Genomic DNA, 26,256 nt, shown 5'->3' on the forward strand with positions numbered 1-26,256 from the left:
ATATACTAATGACAGCACAAGAGATAAGACAAGCATTCCTTGATTTTTTTAAGGAAAAACAACATCATATCGTTTCATCTGCACCAATTGTAGTGAAAAACGACCCAACGTTAATGTTTACTAACGCTGGAATGAACCAGTTTAAGGATTTGTTTTTAGGAGAAGCACCTATCAAATACCCTCGTGTTGCTGATACCCAACGTTGTTTACGCGTATCTGGAAAACATAATGATTTGGAAGAGGTAGGAATTGACACCTATCACCATACCATGTTTGAGATGTTAGGTAACTGGAGTTTTGGCGATTATTTCAAAAAAGATGCTATCGATTGGAGTTGGGAATTGCTAACCGAAGTTTACAAAATTCCGAAAGAAAAATTATATGTTACGTATTTCGAAGGTGATGAAAAAGAAGGTTTAGAAAAAGATCAGGAAGCATACGACCTTTGGAAGCAATACGTTGATGAAAGCCATATTTTGCCTGGGAACAAGAAAGATAATTTCTGGGAAATGGGCGATACGGGTCCTTGCGGTCCTTGTTCTGAAATCCATGTAGATTGCCGTACCGATGAAGAAAAAGCTTTAGTTGATGGTGCTACTTTGGTAAATGCCGATCATCCACAGGTTATTGAAATCTGGAATAATGTGTTTATGCAATTTAACCGTTTAAAAGATGGTTCGTTGCAAAGTTTGCCTGCAAAACACGTAGATACTGGAATGGGTTTCGAGCGTTTGGTGCGTGTTTTACAAGAAAAAACGTCTAATTACGACACTGATGTTTTCCAACCAATGATTCAGTTTATTGCTGAAAAATCTGGAATTGAATACGGTACTGATGAAAAAACGGACATCGCCATGCGTGTCATGGCCGACCATATACGTGCCATTTCGTTTGTAATTGCAGATGGACAATTGCCATCAAATAATAAAGCTGGCTATGTAATCCGCCGGATTTTACGTCGTGCTGTGCGTTATGCTTATACTTTCTTAAACTTCAAAGAGCCATTTTTAAATCAATTGGTTCCTTTATTGGCTGAACAATTTAAAGGTGTATTTGATGAATTGATTTCGCAACAGGATTTTGTTCAGAAAGTAGTTTTAGAAGAAGAGGTTTCATTTTTGAGGACTTTATCCACCGGTATTCAACGTTTTGAGAAATATCAGGCATCAGATAATGTAGTGGAAGGAAATTTTGCCTTCGAATTATCAGATACCTTTGGTTTTCCAATTGATTTGACTGAGCTAATGGCTAGAGAGAAAGGGTGGAGTGTGGATTTGGCTGGATATGAACAAGCGCTTAAAAAACAAAAAGATGATAGTCGTGCTGCCACTGCAATTGATACTGGTGATTGGATTATCGTAAACGCAGATGACCAAAGTGAATTTGTAGGTTACGATGATTTGGAAATTGAAACAGAGATTGTAAAATACCGTCAGGTTAAAGCTAAAGGTAAAGAGCAATATCAAATTGTTTTGCGCCAAACGCCTTTTTATGCTGAAAGTGGTGGTCAGGTAGGAGACACCGGTCGTTTGGAAGACCATAGTCGCCAGTTTTGGGTTGACATAACCGATACAAAAAAAGAGAACGGCTTAACAGTTCACTTGGCCGATATTCTTCCTGACAATTTGGAAGGTAAATTTTGGGCAGTTGTTGATGAAGATAAACGTGTTTTAACAGAAGACAATCATTCCGCTACGCACTTATTGCATGCCGCTTTGAAACATGTTTTAGGCAAGCATGTAAACCAAAAAGGTTCGCTAGTGAATGCTGATTATTTGCGTTTCGATTTTTCTCATTTCGCTAAGGTAACGGATGAAGAGTTGGCTCAAATTGAAGTAATTGTGAATCAAAAAATAAGACAGAACATCAAATTAAAAGAACAAAGAAATGTTCCATATCAAGATGCGATTGAAAGTGGAGTAACTGCTTTATTCGGAGAAAAGTATGGTGATTTTGTTCGTATGATAACATTTGATGACCATTTTTCAAAAGAACTGTGTGGCGGTACACATGTAAAAGCAACAGGTCAGATTGGTTCTTTCAAAATTATTTCAGAGAGTGCGGTTGCTGCTGGCGTTCGTAGAATTGAGGCAATTACCGCTGATAAAGCTGAACAATATTTCTTAGACCAACGTAAGGAACTTGGACATTTGAAAGCTTTGCTAAACGGTTCTAAAGATTTATCAGCATCGGTTCAGGCTTTGATAGATGAAAATGCAAAGCTGAAGAAAGAGATTGAAAAATCTACCTTAGAGCGTGTTAATGTTTTAAAGCATGAAATTGTACATCACGTTAGAGGTATAAATGGCGTAAACTTAATTGCAAAACACATTGATTTACAAAGTGCTGATGCAGTTAAAAATCTTGCTTTCTCATTAAAAGATATGATTGATAATTTGTTTCTGGTTTTCACTACAGAAATTGACGGCAAACCTGGAATTACAGTAATGCTGTCTGATGATTTGGTTAAGAAAGGTATGAACGCATCGAACATTGTTCGTGAATTAGGTAAAGAAATTCAAGGTGGTGGTGGTGGTCAGCCGTTTTATGCAACTGCTGGGGGTAAAAATCCTGCTGGTTTGCAAACTGTCTTGGAAAAAGCAGAGGGATTTATAACAAAGTAAATCACTATCAGATATGCTGTTATTTCAAATAAATTAAGCAATAAAAAAGAGGCCCTAAAGCCTCTTTTTTTTGTTTTAATGTCTGCCATGCTTTTCTCTATGTCCTTTTGAGAATAAGCTAGAATTTACTCTTCTATCGTGGTTTCTGTAATCAACACGTTGTGGCTTATAATGATTTCTTGGAGAATTGTATCTAACCGGCCCACGACCGCCATATGATGAACGAATAACATTTACACGATTCGAATATCTTGTACGGTGTGTATTGTAACTGCGGTACGGGCTATTTCCATACACTACTACCTTTCTTCCGTGGTTTAAATTATAGCCACGGTATCTAGCTGGCAAATACCTCGACCTGGTCCAACGGTTACCATTTAAATAAACAAACTGCCTTGTCGGCACAGAATAGTAAGATTGAACTTCTGGAAGATAATAATAATTAACATTTTGATACCCTGCCGGAACCCATCTTGGTTGCGTACCAATGTTAACATTTAAACTTACTTGAGCATTAGATTGATTAGATGTTAAAGCCACGATACCTACAATCGCGGAGATGATTAATAACTTTTTCATAATCGTTTTTATTTTGTGTGTACAATTATAAATTCAAACGCTGTGCCAAAATTTGTATTGTAAAAGAGATATAAAAAAAGGGAGTTCCTTTCGAAACTTCCTATAGATACTATACTAGGGATTAGTGTTTCCCTTTACCATTTCCGTGGCCTTTTCCGTTATTTCCGTTTCCATTGTTTCCTTTACCATAGATTTTTTTAGCTTGGCCAGGAGGCATTCCATGTGGATGACCTTTCACGACATAGTATTTACTATCACGGCTATCTCTAATAACCAACTGACCTTTATTGCCTTTAAATTTTCCGTATTTTACTTTGTCATTTTTAAAGTTTAAATAAGGCTTTGGAGAATTAATTACAACTTTATACCCATTGTATAAATCATAATTTCCATATCTAGCTGGTAAACTATTTGCAAAAACCCAATCGTTTCCATTCAAGTAAACAAATTGCCTTTTGGGAACATAATAATAGCTTTCTACATCAGGAAGATAGTAGTAATCTACATGATCATAACCTGTAGGACCCCATAATGGTTGTGAACCAATATTAACATTCACATTTAATTGAGCCTTAGCTGGCATGCTGAATAATGAAACCATCATTACTGCAGCCATTAAAAATAATTTTTTCATAATCGATTTAATTCGGGTGTTGATTTATCTAAATCCAAATCTCATGCCAGAAAATTAAAATAAAAAAGGGAGTTTCTTTCGAAACTCCCTTTACCACAACTAATTATATTACTAATGACGGCCATTACCTTTTTCACCACCTCTTTCAGGACGATTATTTTCACCTTTGCTATTATTTACGCCTCTGTTATCATTTCTAGGTACAACTCTACCAATATTTGGAGTTGGTCTTGAGTTTTGATTAACCCTTACAACAGTTTTTTGTGTACGGCTAGGTCGGTTATTATTGTTATTTATTACCACCGTTTTGTTGCTGTTATAGTTTGGATGTCCCTTAACCACGTAATATTTCGCATCACGACTATCTCTAATTAAGGCTTGACGACCATTGTAATTTTTAAATTTACTATACTTTGTAACGTAAACATTGTTTCTTAAATAGGGTCTTGGTTCGTTTACAACAACTTTATATGAGTTGTATAAATCGAAATTACCATATTGAGCAGGTAAACTATTTACCCAAACCCAACGGCCGCCATTTGAATAAATGTACTGTCCAGATGGAACATAATAATAAGCATTGATATCCGGGAAGTAATAATAATCCACATGGTTATAGCCTGTTGGTCCCCAAACTGGTTGTGAGCCAATATTTATATTTAAGCTAACTTGTGCTTTCGCATTGTTAATGCTGAATAATGAAACCATCAGAATTGCAGCAAATAGAAATAACTTTTTCATAATCTTAATTTTGTTTTAATTTTCATGAAGCGAACATTAGCTGTGTGTTGTAACTTGTGATTAGCCAATGAAGATTGCATAACGTTTTTAAATTAAAGGTTTCTTTTGTGTGTTAATTATTGAAATAGACAGAACCATTACATAGTAGTTTAATGGAGGCAATTCGTTTTAACATTCTTTAACTATATTTGCGAGCGCAATACATCAAAGGCATCATTTTTATATGAGTTTAGGTACAAACCAAAACAATTACGAACTCGTTTCAGGACTGGAAATTCATGTTCAGTTAAATACCAATACCAAAATATTCTCTGCTGATAGTGCATCTTTCGGTGCTTTACCCAATCAAAATATATCTACCGTTTCTCTGGCTTTACCTGGTGCTTTACCAAAATTGAATAAAGAAGTAGTAGCTAAAGCGATTCGAATTGGCTTAGCTTTAAACTGTACTATCAATCAAATTAATCACTTCGATAGGAAAAATTATTTCTATGCTGATTTGCCAAAAGGCTATCAAATTACGCAAGATAATCAGCCAATTTGTATCAATGGATTTTTAGAAGTCGAACTTGCTAATGGTTCTACAAAAAAAATCGGAATCAACAGAATTCATTTAGAAGAAGATGCCGGCAAAAGCATACACGACCAGGATGAAAATTATTCTTTAGTTGATTTAAACCGTGCTGGAGTTCCTTTGATAGAAATTGTGACTGAACCTGATATCCGCAGTGCGGAAGAGGCATCGGCTTTACTAAGTGAGATTAGAAAACTTGTGCGCCACTTAGATGTAAGCGATGGCAATATGGAAGAGGGCAGTTTGCGTTGCGATGCAAACATCTCCATCCGTAAAAATGGAACAACTGAATTCGGAACGCGTTGTGAAGTGAAAAACCTAAATTCCATGCGTAACGTACGTAGGGCTATGGATTTTGAATTCGGCAGACAAGTTGAGGTGATTAGCAATGGTGGAACAATTGTTCAAAGTACGCTAAATTTCGATGCAGATAAGGGTACAACATCGCCAATGCGAACCAAAGAAGAAGCAAACGATTATCGCTATTTTTCTGATCCGGATTTGCAACCCATTTATATTTCTAATGAATGGTTAGCAGAAATTAAATCAGCTATGCCCGCTTTACCAAATGAAATTTCCAAACAAATGGTAGAAGAGTTTGGTATCAGCAAAGCTGATGCAACACTATTCGCAGAAGATTTGGACTTGCTGAATTACTTTAATCAGGCAATGCCAATTGTAAACCATAAGAAAACCTTGATTAATTGGTTAATTGGTCCAATTAGAGCTGTTTTAAGTGAGAAAGGTATTGCCATCAGCAATTATAAGGTTTCACCAAAGCAATTGGCTGTTGCCATTAATTTAGTTGATGATAAAAAAATCACCCAGCAAATAGCCATACAACAACTCTTACCTGCTGTAGAAGAACATGAAAATGGTGATGTAGCGGCTTTGGCGCAATCCATGAATTTACTTATCTCAGAAAATACTGACGAACTAGGTGGCTTTATTGATGATGTATTGAATAAATATCCTCAACAAGTCGAGGCTTATAAAAAAGGTAAAAAAGGCGTTTTAGGTTTGTTTGTCGGCGATGTAATGAAGCTGGCTAAAGGTAAAGCCGATGCTAAAAAATTAAATGAATTGATACTAGAAAAACTAAAATAATGAGATTGAAAAACTTAAGCCTTATCGTATTAATCGCGATTGCTTTCACCGCTTGTAAACCAAAAGATAACTTTACTATTGACGGGACCTTCCAAAATCCGGGTGCGGAGAAGAAGGTATTTTTATATGGAATGCAAAGCAGCCAAATGGTTGCAATCGATTCTACTAACTTATCAGAAAAGGGCGAGTTCAAATTTATCCGTAAAACGCCATCAGTCGATTTTTTCCGTGTATCTGTTGGCAATCACGAATTTATGCTTATTGCAAAAAATGGTGATGAAATTAAATTAGAGGCTGATTTAGCCGATAAAACTATGGCTTACAAAATTTCTGGTGCTAACGAAGTAGAGAAATTATCTGAGTTAAACGCTATCAGAAACAATTTTGCCAAACAAGTAGAAAAATTGCAAGCAGATTTCGAGTCGAAAGTTGCTACCCAACCTCAAAACAGAGCAGCAATTTTAGAACAAATGAAACCTCAATACGAGTCTTACATCAATCAATTGAATGCTCAAATTATAAAATTCGCGAAAGATAATAAAGGTACCCTGGCAAGTTTTTATGCAATGAACACTTTGAGTCCGCAAGAATTTGAGGCTGAATTGGTAAAATTTGCTGATGAGGTTAAAGAGGAAATTAAAGGAAATGCTACTGTAGATACTTTTGTAAAACAAATGGCTTTGCTAAAAACGGTTCAAGTAGGGCAGGTTGCTCCATCATTTACAATAAACACAGCCGATGGAAAACCGGTAAACTTATCAGATTACAAAGGGAAATATGTTTTGGTCGATTTTTGGGCATCTTGGTGTCAACCTTGTCGCCAGGAAAACCCAAATGTGGTGAAAGTTTACAACAAGTATAAAACCAAAAACTTCGATATTTTAGGTATTTCTTTAGATACGGACAAAGCTGCCTGGTTAGGTGCTATAAAAGCTGATGGACTGATGTGGACACAGGTTTCAGAATTGAAAGATTTTAATGGAGAAACGGTTAAGAGATATCAGGTTCAGGCAATTCCAACTTCATACCTTGTTGACCCAACAGGTAAAATCGCTGCAAAAAACCTTCGTGGTGATGAATTGGAAGCATTTTTAGCAAAAACGTTACGATAAAAGAAACTCAATGTTAAACTAATTTAAGTCGTTAACAATTTCTTAACTTAGTGTTAACTGAAAATTACATCAGAGACACTACTTTCGTAACAAATATTTAACTATGAACAACGCAGGTCAGAAAATATTAATTGTTGATGATGAACCAGATATTCTGGAATTGATAGAATATAACCTTAAAAAGGAAGGCTACCAAGTTTTCACTGCATCAAACGGCCAAGAGGGAATTACGGTTGCCAAAAAGGTTCATCCCGATTTAATAATTCTGGATATTATGATGCCAAAAATGGACGGAATTGAGGCTTGCCGCTTAATGAGGGCAATTCCTGAATTCAAAAATACATTTATGGTTTTCTTAACTGCCAGGAGCGAAGAGTATTCTGAAATTGCTGGTTTTAATGTTGGTGCTGATGATTACATCGCAAAACCTATTAAACCTAGAGCCTTAATCAGCCGTATAAATGCTATTTTAAGAAGAAACACAAGCTCAGAAGAAGTATCTGAAAATAAATTAGAAATTGGCGATTTAGTTATCGACCGCGAGGCCTATTTGGTTTTTCAAGGCGGTAACAAAGTGGTTTTGGCTAAAAAAGAATTCGAATTGTTGTATCTCTTAGCTTCTAAACCCGGTAAAGTTTACACACGCGAATCGATTCTTAAAAATATTTGGGAAGATTCAGTTGTGGTAACAAACCGTACAATCGATGTTCATATTCGTAAACTACGTGAAAAATTAGGCGAAACTTATGTGTCAACGGTTAAAGGAGTTGGTTATAAGTTTGAGCTATCTTAAAAGATTATTAAAGGATTAACTCAACATACTTTTACAAAGTAATTAACACAGATTTTTGAAAATTAATCTGTGTTTTTTTATGTATTATTTTTTCAAGGCTAATGAAATAATTACAAATAAACATTTGGCATAATTTCCCAAGCCCAAGGCTTTTTAAATGTTTTAAAAGTTCTTAATTGCGAAAAATATAAAACTTCACTGGTTCTTTGATTAGAAATATCTCGTTTGTGCAAATTGCCTACCGTTGTAAATAATTCTCTGGTTTTAAAATCGTAAACCCGTTCAGTCATATCCCCTGTATTTTGATTGAAATAGAGATTTATGGCACTAGTTAAAAACCAATCTTTGTTCTCGAATTTAAAAGTATAACCAAGCTCCCAACGCCATTCTGCACCACCTTGAAATCTCAAATACAATTGCTGGTCTTTTATTGCAATGCGCTGCAATGGGTCACCAAGCTTACCACCTTCTTCAGAACGTAAAATAAAATCATTATTTTGAGCTGATAAGAGATAAGCTCCGGTTGATTTATCTTTAAAATAAATCGCTAAAATTCGGGGCTTTTGGGTTTCCTTTATAATTTCTGTGTTATTATCGCCGTAGGTTCGGGTTTCATCAGTAATTTTATCCGATTCGAAAACCATCGCTAAGTCATTAACGCCATCATCATTTAAATCGCCATTTGCGGTTTCTATAATAGTCCAATTGGCAGGCGTAAGTTGCGCTTGAGATAAACCCTGTGCGTTAATTTTAGGAAATATGAATGGTTTTTGAGCAAAAGAAGACTCACAAAAAATTAACAATAAAAAGGATAAGAAAAATTTCATTCAATACACGGCGTTGATGTACTTATACAACGTGATTATCGAATATTTAGTTTAGCTAAATAATATCATGCTTGGGAATTCAATTGCGACCTTTAAGTCTTAAAATTCCCGTACTTTTGTATTTTAAATATTCCTTTTGAAGACAGACATTTTTATCATTACGCCGCCATTTACCCAACTGAATACACCATATCCAGCGTCGGCGTATATAAAAGGCTTTTTAAATACTAAAAATATAAGTTCTACTCAGGCTGATTTAGGTATTGAAGTAATCCTGAAAATGTTTTCAAAGAAAGGTCTTGAGAATTTATTTTCTTTTGACAATCATAAGCCAAAAAGTGATAATTCAAAACGAATTTTAGCGCTTGGCGATGAATATTTAAAAACGATTGATGCTGTAATTGCTTTCCTGCAAGGTAAAAATCCAACGTTGGCGCTGCAAATATGTGGAGATGATTTTCTACCTCAAGCATCAAGATTTGCACAATTGGAAGAATTAGATTGGGCTTTCGGAGCGATGGGAACGCAAGATAAAGCCAAGCATTTGGCAACCCTTTATCTGGAAGATATTTCTGATTTTATTATAGAATGTGTTGATGAAAACTTCGGTTTTAGTCGCTACGCCGAACGTTTGGGCAGAAGTGCAAATTCATTTGATGAACTTTATCAGGCGTTACAACAAGAGCCAAGTTACATTGATAATATTCTGATTTCGGTTTTAACAGATTATATCGTAACCGTTCAACCAAAGCTATTTTTGATTTCTGTTCCTTTCCCTGGGAATTTATATAGTGCTTTCCGTTCTGCACAGTGGGTTAAAAAACATTTTCCAGAAATAAAAATTTCGATGGGAGGTGGTTTTCCGAATACGGAATTACGTTCACTATCTGATAAAAGAGTTTTTGAATTTTTTGATTTTATTACTCTGGATGATGGCGAATTGCCCATAGAATTACTCATACATAATATTAGCGGTGTAGTTCCTGTTGAAATGCAGATGTACAAACGCACTTTCTTACTCGAAAACAATGAAGTAGTTTACAAAGACGATTCGTTTAGAAAAGATTATAAACAGGCAGACGTTGGTACACCCGATTATTCGGGCTTGGTATTGGATAGATATATTTCTGTAATTGAAATTGTAAACCCAATGCACCGCATGTGGAGCGATGGCCGATGGAACAAACTCACCATGGCGCACGGTTGTTACTGGGGAAAATGTACTTTTTGCGATATTTCTTTGGATTACATCAAGGTTTACGAACCCGTTCAGGCGAAACAAATTGTAGATAGAATTGAAGAATTATCTGTTAAAACCGGTCAAAATGGTTTTCATTTTGTAGATGAGGCAGCTCCACCAGCTTTAATGCGTGAGGTTGCTTTAGAAATTCTTCGTAGAAAACTGGCTGTTACTTGGTGGACCAACATTCGTTTTGAAAAAAGTTTTACTGCAGATTTATGTTTGTTGCTCAAGGCATCGGGATGCATTGCCGTTTCTGGCGGTTTAGAAGTAGCATCTGATAGGCTGCTAAAACTGATTGAAAAAGGCGTTACTGTTGAGCAAGTGGCTAGAGTTACCCGAAATTTTACGGAGGCCGGCATCATGGTACATGCTTATTTAATGTATGGCTATCCCACTCAAACCATTCAAGAAACTGTAGATAGTTTAGAAATGGTTCGGCAATTATTTGAAGCGGGGGTTTTACAGTCTGGATTCTGGCATCAATTTGCCATGACCGCCCATAGTCCGGTAGGGATGTACCCAGAAAAATTTGGTGTAGTAAAGGAAACAGAAAGCATTGGTAGTTTTGCCAATAACGACATTAATTATATCGATAAAACCGGCATCGACCATAATAAATTCAGCTTCGGTTTGAAAAAGTCGCTATTCAATTTTATGCATGGAATTTGTTTTGATTATGAACTGCAAGACTGGTTCGATTTTAAAATCCCAAGAACAAGAATTCCATATGATTTTATTGAAAAGGCTTTAAAAGAGGATAATAACTTTCAAACTAAACCGACAGCAAAAGTGGTTTGGATAGGAGGAAAACCGTCAACTGAATATTTTATAAAATCAAAAAAAGGCAACACCTGGGAAACGGCATCACTAACATTTCATGATAAAAGAGAAAGTTTTACTATTCAAACCAATAAAGAAGAGGGAGAGTGGTTGGCTTTGATGTTGCAGAAAATAAATGTTTCAAATGAAATAGTTTTGACCTTTGCAGATGTAAAAGCAGATTTTGAAACCGAAATGGAAAATTTCGAATTATTCTGGTTTTCTAAACCAATAAATACGTTGAGGGAATTTGGGTTGTTGGTTTTGTAATTATCTTCACTTATCGTCATGCTGAATTCATTTCAGCATATTATTGTCAAGAATAAATTAACCATATAAGAAATGTAAGAGCCATAGATGCGCAAAGTCCTATATTCCTTATATGGAAGATACAAAATTAATCGCAATGCGGAACCGTATATGTCCAGGTTTCTGATTCGCCATTTGGTACCACAAAACCATTACCCCTTGCATTTTCAAACCACAATTTACCACGAAGCTTTTCTCTTGTTCCAACTTCATTCATGGTTGCGCTATCGTACAAACGACCATTAATCATTACATATTTTATCTTTTCAGAGTTTCTAATATCATCTAAAGGGTTGGCATCCATAATAACCATATCTGCTAATTTTCCAACTTCTAACGAGCCAATTTCCTTATCCATGCCTAAATAATGTGCTCCATTTAAAGTGGCATTTCTGATGGCTTGTATTGGCGTGAAACCACCCTGAACAAACATCCACAATTCCCAATGCGCACCTAAACCTTGTATTTGTCCGTGAGCACCAAGGTTAACTTTTGTACCGCCATTAGCAATTTGTTTCGCCGCCTTTGCTATATCGATATGATTGTAATCGCTGTATTCTGAAGTTGTTCTACGTCTCGCCCTTGCATCTATAATCGAACGCGGGGTGTAAGTCATTAGCTTTTCGTTTTCCCAAACGTTGGTTCTATCGTACCAATAATTCTCACCCCATTGACCACCATAAGCCACAATTAGGGTAGGTGTGTAGCCAACTTCTGTGTTATTCCAAAGCGTGGTAACATCTTTGTAAACTGGCAAAACCGGAATGCTATGTTCTATTCCTGTATGTCCATCGGCAATCATATTCATGTTATGAAAAAACGTTGAACCGCCTTCTGGCACTACTTCCATTTTTAACTGTCGGGCAGCCTCTAAAATCTGCTGACGTTGCTCTCTGCGGGGTTGATTGTAAGATTTTACAGAAAATGCGCCAACGGATTGCAATCTTTTAAGGTTGGCCAAAGCATCATCTAAACTGTTAATTACCACTTTAAAATCACCATCGGCACCATATAAAATAGAACCCGTAGAATATACTCGTGGGCCAATCATTCTGCCTGCTTTCAACATTTCGCTCTGGCTAAAAACCATTTCGGTGTTGCTCGATGGATCGTGTGCGGTAGTTACGCCAAAAGCTAGATTGGCCATATAACTCCAATCGTTTTGTGGTGTAACTCCATCCGGGCTGGTACGCAAATGTGCATGAACATCAATGATTCCCGGCATAATGGTTTTGCCATTAACATCAATCACTTTTGCATTCGATGGGATGGTTACTGCATCAGCCTTTCCAATAGCTGTGATTTTATTTCCATCAGTTAGAATAGTTCCATTTTCGATAACTTCATCTCCTTTCATGGAGATGATTCTGGCACCTTTTAGCGCAACAATTCCAGTTGGATTGTCAGATTTTAAAACCAAATTTACATCAATTGATGTAGCCTGAGTTTTTGGTGTACTGCCATCAAAATTAAATGCTTTGTTTACATCTATGGTATAATATTTCGGTCCTAAAGTCCAATGTAAGTTTTTGCTGTCAGCACTCCATTGTATATACGTTCCACCATCGGTGGTAACTTTTGCAACCGGAATTGCTTTGTTTCCCGCCGAGGCATCTTGCGCAACGCCAACGCTTATCATCGGTGTGATGTAAACATTAAAAAGCTCGTTAAAAGCTACCCATTTATTATCAGGACTTATGACGAATTGATTGGCATATTGCGAAGTGAAGTGCGTTCTTTCGTTAGCACCATTTAAATCGATACTTTTTAACGCTTTTTTGCCATCGGCATAGCTTTGAAAATAAATTCTTGTATCGGTGTTATTGAACTGCGGACGAATACCATTTTCAGAAATCAATGTTTTTGCTCCACCATTTGCCGGCATGGTAAATATTCCCGTTCCACGGCCATAATTATAACCTAAAACATCGTTTCCGCTTCCTTTTCTGAAAACAATTTTATCTCCTTTTGTAGAATATTGTGGCGAATAATAAAATCCTTTTTCATCGCTTATTGTTATTGTTTTCCCTGATTTTAAATCTGTTCTTTTTATCGCTCCGCGAAGTTCATCGCTCCAGGTAGTATACACCACAAATTTTCCATCCGGACTAAAACTTGGTTCGAATTCAAAATCCAAACCATTTGTCAATCTTTCTGGCGCACCGTTTGGCAATTCTTGTTTGTAAAGATATCCTGCTGCGTTAAAAACAATTGTCTTCTCGTCAGGTGATGTTTTTAACTGCCTCAACATTTTAGCAGAAAACTCATTTTTAAACACTTGCTGTTCAAAATGTAGCGCCTGCTGAACGGTTTGAACGGTATTTGCCTGAAACGGAATGGTTGTATTGATTAAGGTTGCAATTTCGGTTTTTCTGATTTTTCCCTTCGCGTAATACACTAAACTCTTGCTATCTGGCATCCAGGCGAAGTTTGGATAAACACCAAAAATTGCCCAGGTTTCTTGTTGGTCGTGAGATAAATCTTCGTTAATTGGCCATTCTTCGCCGGTCTTAATGTTTTGCACAAATAATGTCGATTTTAAACGAACCCTTTTTACAAATGCAATCAAATTTCCATCTGGCGATACCTGCGGTCTGCAAGCTCCACCTTGTTCATCAATTAAAGTGGTTAGTTTTCCGTTGGTTAAATCCAGCTGGCGAATGGCGTAAATTGTTCCATTTGGGTCTTTACTGTATTCGAAATTCGGTCCCGGAGTAACATCTTCGCTAAAATAAACATACCTTCCATCTGGCGAAACATTGGGTTCTCCGGCATCTTGCTGGTCGTTTTTGCGTTTAGTTAGCTGAACGCCATCGCCACCATTTATGTTGTACATCCACATTTCACCTGCACCCAAAGAGCGACCGGCTGTAAAATGTTTACGGGCAATTAGGTATTCACTATTTGGCATCCAGGTAGCATTGTTCAGCAACCTGAAAGATTCTTTAGTAACCTGCTTTTTATTGCTTCCATCGCGACTCATTATCCAAATATTATCGCCGCCACTTCTATCGCTGGTATAAGAAATGTATTTCCCATTCGGGCTAAACCTAGGCTGAACATCATACGCGATGCCGCCACTAATCAATTTTGCCTGTCCACCAGAAATTGGCATGGTATAAATATCGCCAAGTAAGTCGAACACAATTTCCTGCCCATCCGGACTAACATCCAGGTTCATCCAAGTTCCTTCATCAGTATTTAAGGTGAAATTTTTAGTTGTACCCATGTATTTTTCTACATCCCACTTTTTTTCTTGGGCGTTGGTAGTGAAAAACAATAATGATAAGGCAGATAGGACGTAGAGATGTTTCATCTAAATTTTGATTAATTGTGGTGCAATTTAGTAATATCAACAGCTTTTTTATAGTTTTGATACGCCTGATTTATGACCGCAGTAGAGATTTTACAAAAATATTGGGGATACCCAGCTTTTCGACCACTACAAGAAGATATCATCAACTCTGTTTTAGAGGGAAATGATAGTTTAGCGCTTTTGCCAACAGGCGGAGGTAAATCGGTTTGCTTCCAGGTACCAGCACTTGTAAAAGAAGGAATTTGCATCGTGGTTTCGCCTTTAATTGCCTTGATGAAAGACCAGGTAGAAAACTTAAAATCAAGAGGGATTGAGGCCATTGCCATTTATGCCGGGATGGGTAAACGAGAAATCGATATCCTGTTGGATAACTGCATTTATGGCAAAATAAAATTCTTGTATCTCTCTCCAGAAAGGTTGTTATCGGATTTGGTTCGGGTGAGGATTTCCTACATGAATGTTAATTTAATTGCGGTTGATGAGGCACACTGCATCTCTCAATGGGGTTACGATTTCCGCCCGCCTTACCAACAAATTGCAAAATTAAGAGAAATTCATCCTGAAGTTCCTGTCTTGGCATTGACAGCCACAGCAACCGATTTTGTTCGAAAGGATATTATTGAGAAACTAGAGCTAAAAAATCCGCAGATTTTTGTTAAAAGTTTTGCTAGAGATAATTTAAGCTATGTAGTTTTTAATAAGGAAGATAAATATAAAAAACTAATAGAAATCTGCAGGAATGTAAATGGTACAGGTTTGGTTTATGTTCGCAATCGGCGAGAAACAGCAGAGGTTGCTAACTTTTTAAATCGAAACCAAATTAAAGCTGATTTTTACCATGCTGGTTTAGAACGCGATGTTCGTTTCCAAAAACAAGAAGATTGGAAGTTAAACAAAACCCGCATTATAGTGGCTACAAACGCCTTCGGAATGGGGATTGATAAAGCCGATGTTAGAACTGTGGTGCACCTTGATTTACCCGAAAGTTTGGAAGCCTATTATCAAGAGGCAGGCCGGGCCGGAAGGGATGAGAAGCGAAGTTACGCGGTGCTTTTGGCCAACAATTCTGATATTTCTAGTTTGGAAACCCGCTACATAAATAGTTTCCCCAATCCCGATGAAATCAGAAAAGTATATCACTACTTAGGCAATTATTTTCAATTGGCCTTTGGGGCAGGCGAAGGCTTAACCTTTACTTTTGATATAGCTGATTTTTGTAAACAATTTAATATAAGCGTGTTAAAAACCATATCAGCTTTAAAGTTTTTAGAGCATGATGGGTATATCACTTTGTCAGAAAGCGTTTTTTTGCCATCGAGAATGATGTTCATTGCCAATCACGAAGATATTTATCGTTTCCAAATCGAAAATAAAGCCTATGATGGGATTATCAAAACCATTTTACGCTCTCATGGTGGTGCTTTTGATGGTTTTGTTAAAATTAACGAGGCCGATTTGGCAAAGAAAACAGGGTTATCCTACAAAGAAATTATTGCCCTGCTCAATAAATTGCAATCCATAGAATTGCTTACCTACCTTCAACAAACCGACCAGCCGCAGTTGCAGTATATAAGACCAAGGGTAGATATGGAACATTTTGATTTAGATGTTAAATATCTCGAACTACGTAAAGAAGTTTTACTGAAACAAGTTAATGCCGTAATTGCTTATGCATCAACAAATGTTTGCAGAAGCATTCAATTGTTAACTTATTTTGATGAACACAATGCCTCAAAGTGTGGTGTTTGTGATGTTTGCTTAGCCGAGAAACGAGCCGAAAATAAAAGTCAGACAAGTGATGAAATTGATTTCGAAATCATCTCGTTGCTACAACAGCAACCTTTAAGTTTAGATGATTTGGTTACCAGTATTAAAAATGGTACTGAAAATGAACGCATCAACGCTATTCGAGAATTATTAGATGCCAGCAAGATTAAAACTGATGGGAAGAAATACTACTTGTAAATGGAAAATGTTAAAATGGATGAGGGGATATGGTATAAAGATGCGTCTTAAATTATCAATAAAATGTTAGTTTTGTGAACAGTAACTATTTGCGAAGTCTAAAAAAATAATTTAATCGCTTTGCTCTCCCTCCATTCTTAGGAGGGTTGGTGTGGCGCTAATTAATGTAATCATCCGCGAAGCGAAAAAAACAAATGATAGAAAAAAACAATAAGAAAACCATCCGCTCTTGGGCTTTCTTCGATTGGGCAAACTCGGCCTATAATTTGGTCATTACATCAACTATTTTTCCGGCATATTACACCATCATTACCACAACAAAAGAATATGGCGATAAGGTTGAGTTTTTCGGAAGAACCTTTGTAAACACTTCGCTATCCAACTATGCATTGTCTTTTGCTTATTTAATTATGGCTTTTGCATTGCCGATTTTATCATCAATTGCAGATAGAAGAGGCAATAAAAAATCATTCATGAAATTTTTTACCTACATGGGTGGTTTGGCCTGTATGGCATTGTATTTTTTCAAACTGGATACGCTAGAAATGAGCGTCATCTTTTTTGCATTGGCAGCAATGGGTTATATAGGCGGAGTTTTATTTAGTAATTCCTATTTACCAGAAATTGCAACTGAAGAACATCAAGATAGGGTAAGTGCTCAGGGTTTTTCTTATGGATATATTGGTTCGGTAGTATTGCAGCTGGTGTGTTTCTTATTTGTGCTAAAGCCTGAATGGTTCGGTATTGTTGATGCATCATTCCCACCGAGATTATCATTTCTTTTAGTCGGTGTGTGGTGGATAGCATTTTCGCAAATTCCATTTTCGGTATTGCCCAATGGGAAACCTCAAACGGATAAGGTATCCACCAATATTATAAAAGATGGATTTAGCGAGTTGGCTAAAGTTTGGGAACAGTTAAAGCAAATTAAAAAGCTGAAAGGATTTTTGCTTTCCTTCTTTTTCTATTCCATGGGTGTACAAACGATTATGTTGGCGGCGGCTGGCTTTGCAGAGAAAACATTAAAACTTGGAACAGCAAAACTCATCGCTGTAATTTTAATCATCCAGTTGGTAGCAATTCCAGGTGCATTGTTGATGTCGTTTTTAGCGAAAAAATGGGGTAATGTTAACGTGCTCATGATGGTTGTTGTCATCTGGATTGGTTGCTGCGTTTACGGTTATAACATCACAAACGAATACCAGTTTTATTCCTTAGCAGCTATTGTTGGTTTAATCATGGGCGGCATTCAATCTTTATCTCGTTCTACTTATTCCAAATATTTGCCGCAAAACACACCTGATTCTACTTCATTTTTCAGTTTCTATGATGTTACCGAAAAACTAGCCATTGTAATTGGTCTTTTCAGTTTTGCATACATTGAAGATTTAACAGGAAATATCCGTTTCTCTATTATCGCATTGGCATCATTTTTTATTGTTGGTTTAGTGTTTTTAGCACTATTGAAAAAAACAGAACGCAAAGAATTAGTAAAATTGTAAGTTTGTGCTCTGAAAAAAATTATGAAAGTAGAATTGTTTGTTCCCTGTTTTGTCGACCAGTTATATCCCGAAACCGCATTTAATACTTTAAGATTATTGGAGAAGTCGGGCTGTAAAGTGTCATACAACTCAAAACAAACCTGTTGCGGTCAGCCGGCTTATAACGCGGGTTACTGGGATGAAGCTAAAGAGGTTGGGACAAAATTCTTAAACGATTTTACCGAAAATACTTACGTGGTTGCTCCATCAGCATCTTGCGTTGGGATGGTTAAGGGCGGTTTTAACGATTTGTTTACCAATACCATCGTTCATAATAAATGCAGAAGTTTACAGTCAAATATCTGGGAGCTGTCTGATTTTTTAATTAATGTAGCTAAGAAAGATTATTTCGGAGCTGAACTAGAAGGAAAAGCGGTTTACCACGATTCTTGCAGTGCTTTACGCGAATGCAAAATAAAAGACGAACCTCGTCAACTGCTATCAAAAGTTCATGGCTTAGAGATGCTCGAGATGGAAGATACTGATATGTGTTGCGGTTTCGGCGGAACATTTGCTGTAAAGTTCGATGCCATTTCATCGGCAATGGCCGAACAAAAAGTCAACCATGCTTTAGCTCAAAAAGCTGATTATATTATATCTACAGATTTATCATGCCTGTTGCATCTTCAAGGTTATATCGATAAAAATAATCTTCCTATCAAAACCATGCACATAGCCGATGTTTTGTGCAATGGCTGGTTAGAAAGTACGGAGTATTAAAAAACGAATTAGATATTTATGTAAAAGAAGCATTACAATAGCTTTTTTTCATTGCTTAAATGTCTATTGAACGGTATTTCAAATCGGGTTTAACATTTTTTAACAGGTTAAGCAATTTATGTGCGATACATTTGTTAAACCTTTATCTAAATTCAACATCTAAAATTAAATTCTGATGATTTTAAATCATTAAGAACAGCAAAAACTTAACAACAAAACAATGAAAAAAATCATATTCGCTTTACTTGGAGTAATGTCCATCGCATCAATAGCTAATGCGCAAAAGAAAACTTCTGGAGCAATTCAATTCGAAACTACTATCGATCCTGCTGCTATGATGGCCGCAAGTGGAGTTAAAATTCCTGAACAAATGGCTGCAAGAATGCCGTCAAGCAGTAAATCTAACTTCGAATTATTATTTAACGCAACCAATGCTAGTTATATGCCTGTTGAAGAAACTGAAGATAGCAATGGCGCTGGTGGCGGTGGAGGCATGGGCCGTATGATGAGAGGATTTGGTGGCGCTGGCGGTAATAGAGAATACTACTACACATTTGCAGATAAAAAATTAGTTGAAGTATTCGATTTAAGCGATACAACCTATGTAATGCAAAGTGGTTTAAAACTTAATGCAACTGCAGGCTTGGGCTTTGGTGGCGGAATGGGAAGAAATCAAAATGATACTACAAAGGCTAAAGCTGTTGCTCCGCCAGTAATAGAAGTGGTTAAAACAGATGCTACAAAGCAAATTTGTGGTATTACTTGCAATGAAGCTATTGTAAAATCTACTAAAACGATGAAAATTTTAGATATGGATAGAAATGTTACTGAAGAAACTCATATTTGGTATACAAAAGAATTGGGTTTTGATTTTTCTCCAAATCCAAATATGTGGACTGAAGGTACCGTATTAGCTATCGAAGGTCGTGGTACAAGTACAATTGCTAAAAGTATCGAATATAGAAACGTTAGCACTAAAGATGTAACCGCACCAAAAAAAGCTACTCCAATTACTGAAGCTGAATATAAAATCAAAATGGAAAATATGATGAAACGCTTTAGAGGAAACGGCAATGGCAGACCAGGTGGTGCTGTTGTAGTGCGTGGTTTTGGAGGATAATTTTTTTTGAAAATAGTTATTAAGCCTGCTCATTAATTTGAGCAGGCTTTTTTTTGGTTATTAAATCTTACTATGCAACATAAAAGTGATGATTTTTGTGGCTTAGAACAAAATGTTTATCATTGAAGAGAAATATAAATTAAACAGAGTGATTGAACAATCTACAAGCCACACACTTTTAAACACAAAAAAACACTTCGAAATTCTGGATGGTTTAAGAGGTGTAGCTGCTATAGCTGTAGTCATTTTTCACTTCATGGAAATCGCGATTCTAGATTACTCCAATAATTTCATCGCTCATGGTTATCTCGCTGTTGATTTCTTTTTCTGCCTTTCGGGTTTTGTAATTGCTTATGCTTATGATACAAGAGCTAAAGACATTGGCTTAAAACAGTTTTTTAAGCTTCGGCTTATTCGTTTGCATCCATTAGTTATAATTGGTTCTATATTGGGTTTGCTAACTTTCCTATTCGATCCTTTCAGTAACTTGTACGCTATTTATGGTTTTGGTAAAACTGCGATGATATTTTTATCCTCAATTTTTCTTATTCAATATCCTGTTGTAGAAGAGCGATTTTTTAACTTGTTTAATTTAAATGCGCCTAGCTGGTCGTTATTTTGGGAATATATTGCCAATATACTTTATATAATTGTACTGTACAAAATTGGGAAAAAGTATTTATGGATTTTGGTTTCAATCGCAGCTGCAATAATCATTTATGTTGCAATAAACTCGACTAATTTATCCGGTGGATGGGGTGGAGCTTCCTTTTGGGATGGTGGTGCCAGGGTTTTTTACTCCTTTTTAGCAGGAATGTTGGTTTATCGTTCCAATTGGATTATCAAAAATAAATTGGGATTTTTGGGAATATCTATTTTATTGCTTTTAGCATTTTTAATGCCTTATTCTAAAGATTTTAACTGGATAAGCGAACCTTTAATCGTTTTAATTTATTTTCCATTTTTGGTTGCGCTAGGTGCTGGTGCTACTTTATCACCTTCGGTTAAAAAAATATGCCAACTATCTGGAGAAATTTCATATCCATTATATATGACGCATTACCCTTTTATTTGGATTTTTTTAACTTTTGTAATGACAACAAAGCCAAGTATGAACATCTTGGTATGGATTATCCCTATTTCTGTTGTAGTACTTATCGCTATTGCATATTTAGTAATGGTAATGTTGGATATTCCGATACGAAAATACTTAAAAGAAAAGTGGCTTAAAACAAATCCATAACCTTCCAGGCCAATCTGCAATAATCTATTATTCGAGCTAAACTTGCATTTTAAGCTTAAAAACAGCATCTTTGCACAAAATAAAATCGCTTTGTATGTGATTTAGAATTAACAAATTTTATAAACTACTTTAAAGTCCTTTTTAAGGGATTAGGGGTAAAATCATAGTTGTAGATGATTAATATTACTTTACCTGACGGTTCGGTTCGTCAGTATGAAAAGGGCACTTCTGCCCATCAAATTGCATTGTCAATTTCCGAAGGTTTAGCAAGAAACGTTTTAGCTGCAGAAGTTAATGGCCAGGTTTGGGATTCAACACGTCCGATAGAATCTGATTCGACGGTTAAATTGTTAACCTGGAATGATGCCGAAGGAAAATCAACTTTTTGGCATTCATCAGCCCATTTAATGGCCGAGGCTTTAGAAGCACTTTATCCGGGTACTAAATTTGGTATCGGTCCGGCGATTGAAACCGGTTTTTATTACGATGTTGATTTTGGTGATAGAGAATTTTCTTCGGATGATTTCAAAGCTATTGAAACCAAAATGATTGAATTGGCCAAGCAAAAACAAACTTTTACTCGTGAAAGTGTAAGCAAAGCTGATGCAATAAAATATTTTACAGAAAAAGGCGATGAATACAAACTTGATTTAATTGACGGTTTGGAAGATGGGAAAATTACTTTCTATACTCAAGGAGAATTTACTGATTTATGCCGCGGACCACACATTCCGAATACAGGTTTTGTTAAAGCAGTAAAGTTAATGAATGTTGCCGGTGCTTATTGGCGAGGCGATGAAACCAAAAAACAGTTAACACGTATTTACGGTGTGACTTTTCCTAAAGCAAGTGAGTTAACAGAATATCTGTTAATGATAGAGGAAGCTAAAAAACGCGACCATAGAAAGTTAGGAAAAGAATTGGAGCTGTTCATGTTCTCAGAAAAAGTTGGCGCAGGTTTACCAATGTGGTTGCCTAAAGGAACCGCTTTAAGAGAACGTTTGGTTAATTTCTTAACCAAAGCACAATCTAAATCAGGTTACGAACAGGTTGTAACGCCTCATATCGGAAATAAAAATCTATATGTCACTTCAGGTCACTGGGATAAATATGGTAAAGATTCATTTCAGCCAATAAAAACCCCGCAGGAAGGAGAAGAGTTCTTTTTAAAACCGATGAACTGCCCTCACCATTGCGAAATGTATAAATTTAAACCGCGTTCGTATAAAGATCTTCCAGTACGTTTTGCAGAATTCGGTACGGTTTATCGTTATGAACAAAGTGGCGAGTTACATGGTTTAACTCGTGTACGTGGTTTTACGCAAGATGATGCACATTTGTTTTGCATGCCTGAACAAGTTAAAGATGAGTTTAAAAAAGTAATAGACCTGGTGCTTTACGTATTTAAATCTTTGGGTTTTGATAACTATACTGCTCAAATTTCTCTAAGAGATCCGGATAATAAATCGAAATACATTGGTTCTGATGAAAACTGGAAATTGGCCGAAAGTGCAATCGTTGAAGCTGCAGCCGAAAAGGGTTTAAATACCGTTATAGAATATGGCGAAGCAGCCTTCTATGGTCCTAAACTAGATTTTATGGTTAAGGATGCTTTAGGTAGAAAATGGCAGTTGGGTACCATTCAGGTTGATTATAACTTACCTGAGCGCTTCGAGTTGGAGTATACCGGAAGTGATAATTTAAAACATCGCCCTGTAATGATTCACAGAGCTCCATTTGGTTCACTCGAAAGATTTGTTGCTGTTTTAATCGAACATTGTGCAGGTAATTTCCCTTTATGGTTGAGTCCCGAGCAATTTACAATCCTTCCTATTTCAGAAAAATATGAAGAATATGCAAAAAAAGTTTTAGATGAACTAAATAATTCCGATATTCGCGGGCTGATTGACTTTCGTGATGAGAAGATTGGACGAAAAATCCGTGATGCGGAAGTTAAAAAAATCCCTTACATGCTCATTATCGGTGATAAAGAGATGGCCGAAGGAAAAGTTTCGGTTCGTAAGCACGGCGAGGGAGATTTAGGTGAAATGACGTTGGAAGAATTCAACAATTTATTAATAAAAGAAATAACAGTTTAATTAAATAGTACACATTTGGCATTAGGAAGACCAGGATTTAACAGGGGACCACGTCCACCTTTTAAGAAAAAAGAAGCAGAGCATAACATTAATCAGTACATTAAATCGCCCGAGGTGCGTTTGGCTGGCGATAATGTTGAACCAGGGATTTATCCTTTGGCAAAAGCTTTGGCACTTGCTGATGAACTGGAATTAGATTTGGTAGAAATTTCGCCAAATGCTGTTCCTCCGGTTTGTAGAATTATTGATTATAGCAAGTTTGTTTACGAGCAGAAGAAAAAGCAGAAAGAGATTAAATCAAATGCTAAACAAACTGTAATCAAGGAGATTCGTTTTGGTCCGAATACCAACGACCACGATTTTCAATTTAAATTAAAACATGCAGTAAGCTTTTTAGAGAGCGGTGAGAAGGTTAGAGCTTATGTGCATTTTAAAGGTAGAGCAATTGTATATAAAGAGCAGGGAGAAATTTTATTATTAAAATTTGCTCAGGCTTTGGAAGATGTAGGAAAAGTAGAATTGTTACCTAAGTTAGAAGGTAAACGCATGTTTCTTACAGTTGCGCCTAAAGTTGCAAAAAAATAAAAATAGGTTTATAAATTAAAAAACAGGTTATGCCAAAAATGAAAACCAATTCCAGTGCTAAAAAGCGTTTTTCGCTTACTGGAACAGGTAAAATCAAAAGAAACAACGCATACAAAAGTCACATCTTAACAAAGATGAGTACTAAACGTAAACGTGCGCTTGGAAACACTAGCATTGTAAGTGATGCAGATTCAGGTAACGTTAAACGTATGCTTTGCATCGGAAAGTAATTTATTAATTTCACCAGGTATCAGGCTTTAAGTTTCCGGAGTAAACGGAACGCCGCTTGCCAAAAAACAACAACAACATGCCACGTTCGGTAAACGCAGTAGCTTCGAGAAGAAGAAGAAAGAAAATCCTTAATATGGCCAAAGGCTATTGGGGAGCAAGAAGTAAAGTTTATACTGTTGCTAAAAACACAGTAGAAAAAGGTTTGCAATATGCATACCGTGACCGTAAAGTTAAGAAAAGAGAATTCCGCGGATTATGGATCCAACGTATTAATGCAGGTGCTCGTCAGCACGGTATATCTTACTCTCAATTAATCGGTAAATTAGCTTCAAAAGAAATCGGTTTAAACCGTAAAGTTTTAGCAGATTTAGCAATGAATCATCCTGAAGCTTTCAAAGCTGTAATTGATGCAGTAAAATAGAAATTTTCGCCTAAAGCGATTAATCATATTTAAAAAAGTCCTGATGTAAATCGGGACTTTTTTTTGTGCTAATTTTTATAATCCATCTTAAACTTGTTTAAATCTGGCTTGTGTTTCTTGGTTCTTTGCATTTCATATTCATAAATTGTTCTTCCCAAGTTTTTCATAAAAGGATAACAAACCGTTTCGTATTCATATTTATTATCATTAAAAATCCCATCTTCATTACTTTGTATTACTGCAGTTAAAAAGTATTCAACTCCATTTTCGAAATCAACGAAATAAGAATTATCGATGATGAAACCATAACTGTCACCATACTTATTAAAAATTCTGATATTCTTGTCGGGCTCTACATTTTTTTCTCTACCATAGTAAAGCATTTTTGCATAAGTTGGCCAGAAATCTTTAGGATCATATTTAGGATAATCACTTTCTGTTGGCAGCTTGCTCATGTAAGTGTAAATCAATTTGTAATCTTCGGGAGTTAAATCGTATCGTTCATTAATCGGAAAAGCTTCAGGGAAAATCAATTTTTGCATTAATTTTTGTTGGTCGTTAATGGCAAATGCATTTTTATTCTCCAAACTAAAAGGCTTGTTAACCAATTTATCTGCGCTGTCTAAATATCCTTTGCCCATAACGGTGTTGGTTAATACCAGGTTATATTCTTTTGGATCATATTGTGCGGGTTGTTCGTAAACTAATTTATCACCATTGTAAAATTTGATTGGGTTTGTATGTTTTGCACTTTCACCCGCGTCGCCAATCGCTAAGCGATTTAAAATTCTGCTGTCCTTTAATCCATTCTTTTTCAATTTTGAATTTATTTCAGCACCACCAATAAATTCGTATAGTCTGTTAAATGCATCGTTGTCACTTATAAGCAAAATCTTTTTAATGTAATGCTCAATTGATGGCAATCCATTTTTTGATGTAGAATCTTTAAAAACTTTTGTTTGACCTGTAAAAGAACTATCGGTAATCATTACACTTTTTGAACTCAATCCCAAGTTTTTCAATCGGTTAACTTTCTCTAAAGCAAAAATTACTGCTGCAAGTTTAACCGTGCTAGCAGGGTAGAAATAGTGTTTCGGATTTAAATTATAGCTGTAGCTTTTAAAATGTGGTTTGTTTGCAGCATCTCGATTTATCTCCGTATATAAAATTTGTATTTCATTTTTCTGAGGATGATTCAACACAGCGTTAAACATATCAGGTTTAGTTTCCATCAACTTTTTAAGAAAAACGGTATCAGTTTTTTGTGCCATTGCTGTTAAACTCATTGCCAAACAGATTGATGTAATTAATAATTTCATAGCGAAGATTTGATTCTTAAAGTTAGCTTTTTGTATGATAAAAGCCATTTTCAATCATCCATTTTACATCTTGCTTTATTTTACTACTTTTGCAGCGCTTTTGGTTTCCGGCTTTACATCCGGAATTAAAAGGGAATGCAGTGTAATTCTGCAACTGTCCCGCAGCTGTAAGCTCCATAACGGTATTTCAATCTAAAGCCACTGTTTTATAAACGGGAAGGCGGAAACCACCGGGAGTAAGTCAGAAGACCTGCCTTAGCGTATAATTTCATAGCTTTCGGGGATTGAAGCTAGGATTGAGGTACTTAACGATTTTCGTATTTTCATTTCCTTT

The 26,256-nt window shown here is 36.2% G+C and carries 20 protein-coding genes and 1 riboswitch; of the genes, 14 read left to right on the forward strand and 6 right to left on the reverse strand.

Translation table 11 applies throughout. The features are described 5' to 3' along the window. The first annotated feature begins 8 nt into the window (after window positions 1-8). Window positions 9-2,624 (forward strand): alanine--tRNA ligase, encoded by a 2,616-nt coding sequence (gene alaS / locus D7004_RS12080; protein WP_123206104.1) that lies wholly within the window; start codon window positions 9-11, stop codon window positions 2,622-2,624. A gap of 75 nt (window positions 2,625-2,699) precedes the next feature. On the opposite strand, the gene D7004_RS12085 is transcribed toward alaS, so the two are convergent. The 3 genes from D7004_RS12085 to D7004_RS12095 all read right to left on the reverse strand — a co-directional run bounded on the left by D7004_RS12085 (window position 2,700) and on the right by D7004_RS12095 (window position 4,578). After that, window positions 2,700-3,203: a hypothetical protein gene (locus D7004_RS12085; RefSeq protein WP_123206105.1), complete on the reverse strand. Its 504-nt coding sequence runs from the start codon at window positions 3,201-3,203 to the stop codon at window positions 2,700-2,702. A gap of 121 nt (window positions 3,204-3,324) precedes the next feature. After that, entirely contained in the window at window positions 3,325-3,837 is a 513-nt protein-coding gene (locus tag D7004_RS12090; protein ID WP_123206106.1) for a hypothetical protein, read from the reverse strand. Window positions 3,838-3,948: 111 nt separating this feature from the next. Beyond that, a complete protein-coding gene (locus tag D7004_RS12095; protein WP_123206107.1) occupies window positions 3,949-4,578 on the reverse strand; it encodes a hypothetical protein in 630 nt (209 codons plus the stop codon). 223 nt (window positions 4,579-4,801) lie between these two features. Between D7004_RS12095 and gatB the strand changes: the two genes are divergently transcribed. The 3 genes from gatB to D7004_RS12110 all read left to right on the forward strand — a co-directional run bounded on the left by gatB (window position 4,802) and on the right by D7004_RS12110 (window position 8,164). Continuing rightward, window positions 4,802-6,259: an Asp-tRNA(Asn)/Glu-tRNA(Gln) amidotransferase subunit GatB gene (gatB, locus tag D7004_RS12100; RefSeq protein ID WP_123206108.1), complete on the forward strand. Its 1,458-nt coding sequence runs from the start codon at window positions 4,802-4,804 to the stop codon at window positions 6,257-6,259. Then, window positions 6,259-7,371: a TlpA disulfide reductase family protein gene (locus D7004_RS12105; protein ID WP_123206109.1), complete on the forward strand. Its 1,113-nt coding sequence runs from the start codon at window positions 6,259-6,261 to the stop codon at window positions 7,369-7,371. Before gatB ends, D7004_RS12105 begins: the two co-directional genes overlap by 1 nt. Window positions 7,372-7,474: 103 nt before the next feature. Further along, window positions 7,475-8,164 (forward strand): response regulator transcription factor, encoded by a 690-nt coding sequence (locus tag D7004_RS12110; RefSeq protein ID WP_123206110.1) that lies wholly within the window; start codon window positions 7,475-7,477, stop codon window positions 8,162-8,164. 110 nt (window positions 8,165-8,274) lie between these two features. Here D7004_RS12110 and D7004_RS12115 read toward each other — a convergent pair whose 3' ends face one another. Further along, window positions 8,275-8,991, reverse strand: coding sequence for a hypothetical protein (locus D7004_RS12115; RefSeq protein ID WP_123206111.1), 717 nt, complete (start codon window positions 8,989-8,991; stop codon window positions 8,275-8,277). A gap of 136 nt (window positions 8,992-9,127) precedes the next feature. Between D7004_RS12115 and D7004_RS12120 the strand changes: the two genes are divergently transcribed. Further along, window positions 9,128-11,323: a B12-binding domain-containing radical SAM protein gene (locus D7004_RS12120; RefSeq protein ID WP_123206112.1), complete on the forward strand. Its 2,196-nt coding sequence runs from the start codon at window positions 9,128-9,130 to the stop codon at window positions 11,321-11,323. Between the two features lie 127 nt (window positions 11,324-11,450). Here D7004_RS12120 and D7004_RS12125 read toward each other — a convergent pair whose 3' ends face one another. After that, window positions 11,451-14,678 carry an amidohydrolase family protein gene (locus tag D7004_RS12125; protein WP_167459483.1) on the reverse strand — a complete coding sequence of 1,076 codons (3,228 nt, stop codon included), beginning with the start codon at window positions 14,676-14,678 and terminating at the stop codon, window positions 11,451-11,453. A 72-nt stretch (window positions 14,679-14,750) separates the two neighbouring features. On the opposite strand from D7004_RS12125, the gene D7004_RS12130 reads away from it, so the two are divergent. The 9 genes from D7004_RS12130 (at window position 14,751) to rplT (ending at window position 24,603) form a co-directional block, all read left to right on the forward strand. Beyond that, window positions 14,751-16,643 carry a RecQ family ATP-dependent DNA helicase gene (locus tag D7004_RS12130; protein ID WP_123206113.1) on the forward strand — a complete coding sequence of 631 codons (1,893 nt, stop codon included), beginning with the start codon at window positions 14,751-14,753 and terminating at the stop codon, window positions 16,641-16,643. A 194-nt stretch (window positions 16,644-16,837) separates the two neighbouring features. Further along, on the forward strand, window positions 16,838-18,145 hold the full coding sequence (locus D7004_RS12135) for an MFS transporter (protein WP_123206114.1): 1,308 nt from the start codon (window positions 16,838-16,840) through the stop codon (window positions 18,143-18,145). Between the two features lie 21 nt (window positions 18,146-18,166). Next, on the forward strand, window positions 18,167-18,904 hold the full coding sequence (locus D7004_RS12140; RefSeq protein ID WP_123206115.1) for a (Fe-S)-binding protein: 738 nt from the start codon (window positions 18,167-18,169) through the stop codon (window positions 18,902-18,904). Window positions 18,905-19,124: 220 nt separating this feature from the next. Continuing rightward, window positions 19,125-20,024, forward strand: a complete 900-nt coding sequence (locus D7004_RS12145; RefSeq protein WP_123206116.1) for a hypothetical protein — start codon at window positions 19,125-19,127, stop codon at window positions 20,022-20,024. Window positions 20,025-20,136: 112 nt separating this feature from the next. Next, window positions 20,137-21,267, forward strand: coding sequence for an acyltransferase family protein (locus D7004_RS12150; protein ID WP_123206117.1), 1,131 nt, complete (start codon window positions 20,137-20,139; stop codon window positions 21,265-21,267). 173 nt (window positions 21,268-21,440) lie between these two features. Continuing rightward, window positions 21,441-23,366 (forward strand): threonine--tRNA ligase, encoded by a 1,926-nt coding sequence (gene thrS / locus D7004_RS12155; protein ID WP_123206118.1) that lies wholly within the window; start codon window positions 21,441-21,443, stop codon window positions 23,364-23,366. A gap of 15 nt (window positions 23,367-23,381) precedes the next feature. After that, window positions 23,382-23,951, forward strand: coding sequence for a translation initiation factor IF-3 (gene infC, locus D7004_RS12160; RefSeq protein ID WP_123206119.1), 570 nt, complete (start codon window positions 23,382-23,384; stop codon window positions 23,949-23,951). Between the two features lie 29 nt (window positions 23,952-23,980). Next, the gene (rpmI, locus tag D7004_RS12165; RefSeq protein WP_123206120.1) at window positions 23,981-24,181 is read left to right on the forward strand and encodes a 50S ribosomal protein L35; all 201 of its coding nucleotides are present in this window, start codon (window positions 23,981-23,983) and stop codon (window positions 24,179-24,181) included. 77 nt (window positions 24,182-24,258) lie between these two features. Next, window positions 24,259-24,603 (forward strand): 50S ribosomal protein L20, encoded by a 345-nt coding sequence (rplT, locus tag D7004_RS12170; RefSeq protein WP_123206121.1) that lies wholly within the window; start codon window positions 24,259-24,261, stop codon window positions 24,601-24,603. Between the two features lie 68 nt (window positions 24,604-24,671). Here rplT and D7004_RS12175 read toward each other — a convergent pair whose 3' ends face one another. Beyond that, window positions 24,672-25,922: a serine hydrolase gene (locus tag D7004_RS12175; protein WP_167459484.1), complete on the reverse strand. Its 1,251-nt coding sequence runs from the start codon at window positions 25,920-25,922 to the stop codon at window positions 24,672-24,674. An 84-nt stretch (window positions 25,923-26,006) separates the two neighbouring features. After that, a riboswitch (cobalamin riboswitch) is annotated at window positions 26,007-26,194 on the forward strand. Window positions 26,195-26,256 lie beyond the last annotated feature (62 nt).

This window comes from Pedobacter jejuensis (genome assembly GCF_003725795.1).
Classification (GTDB): Bacteria; Bacteroidota; Bacteroidia; order Sphingobacteriales; family Sphingobacteriaceae; genus Pedobacter; species Pedobacter jejuensis.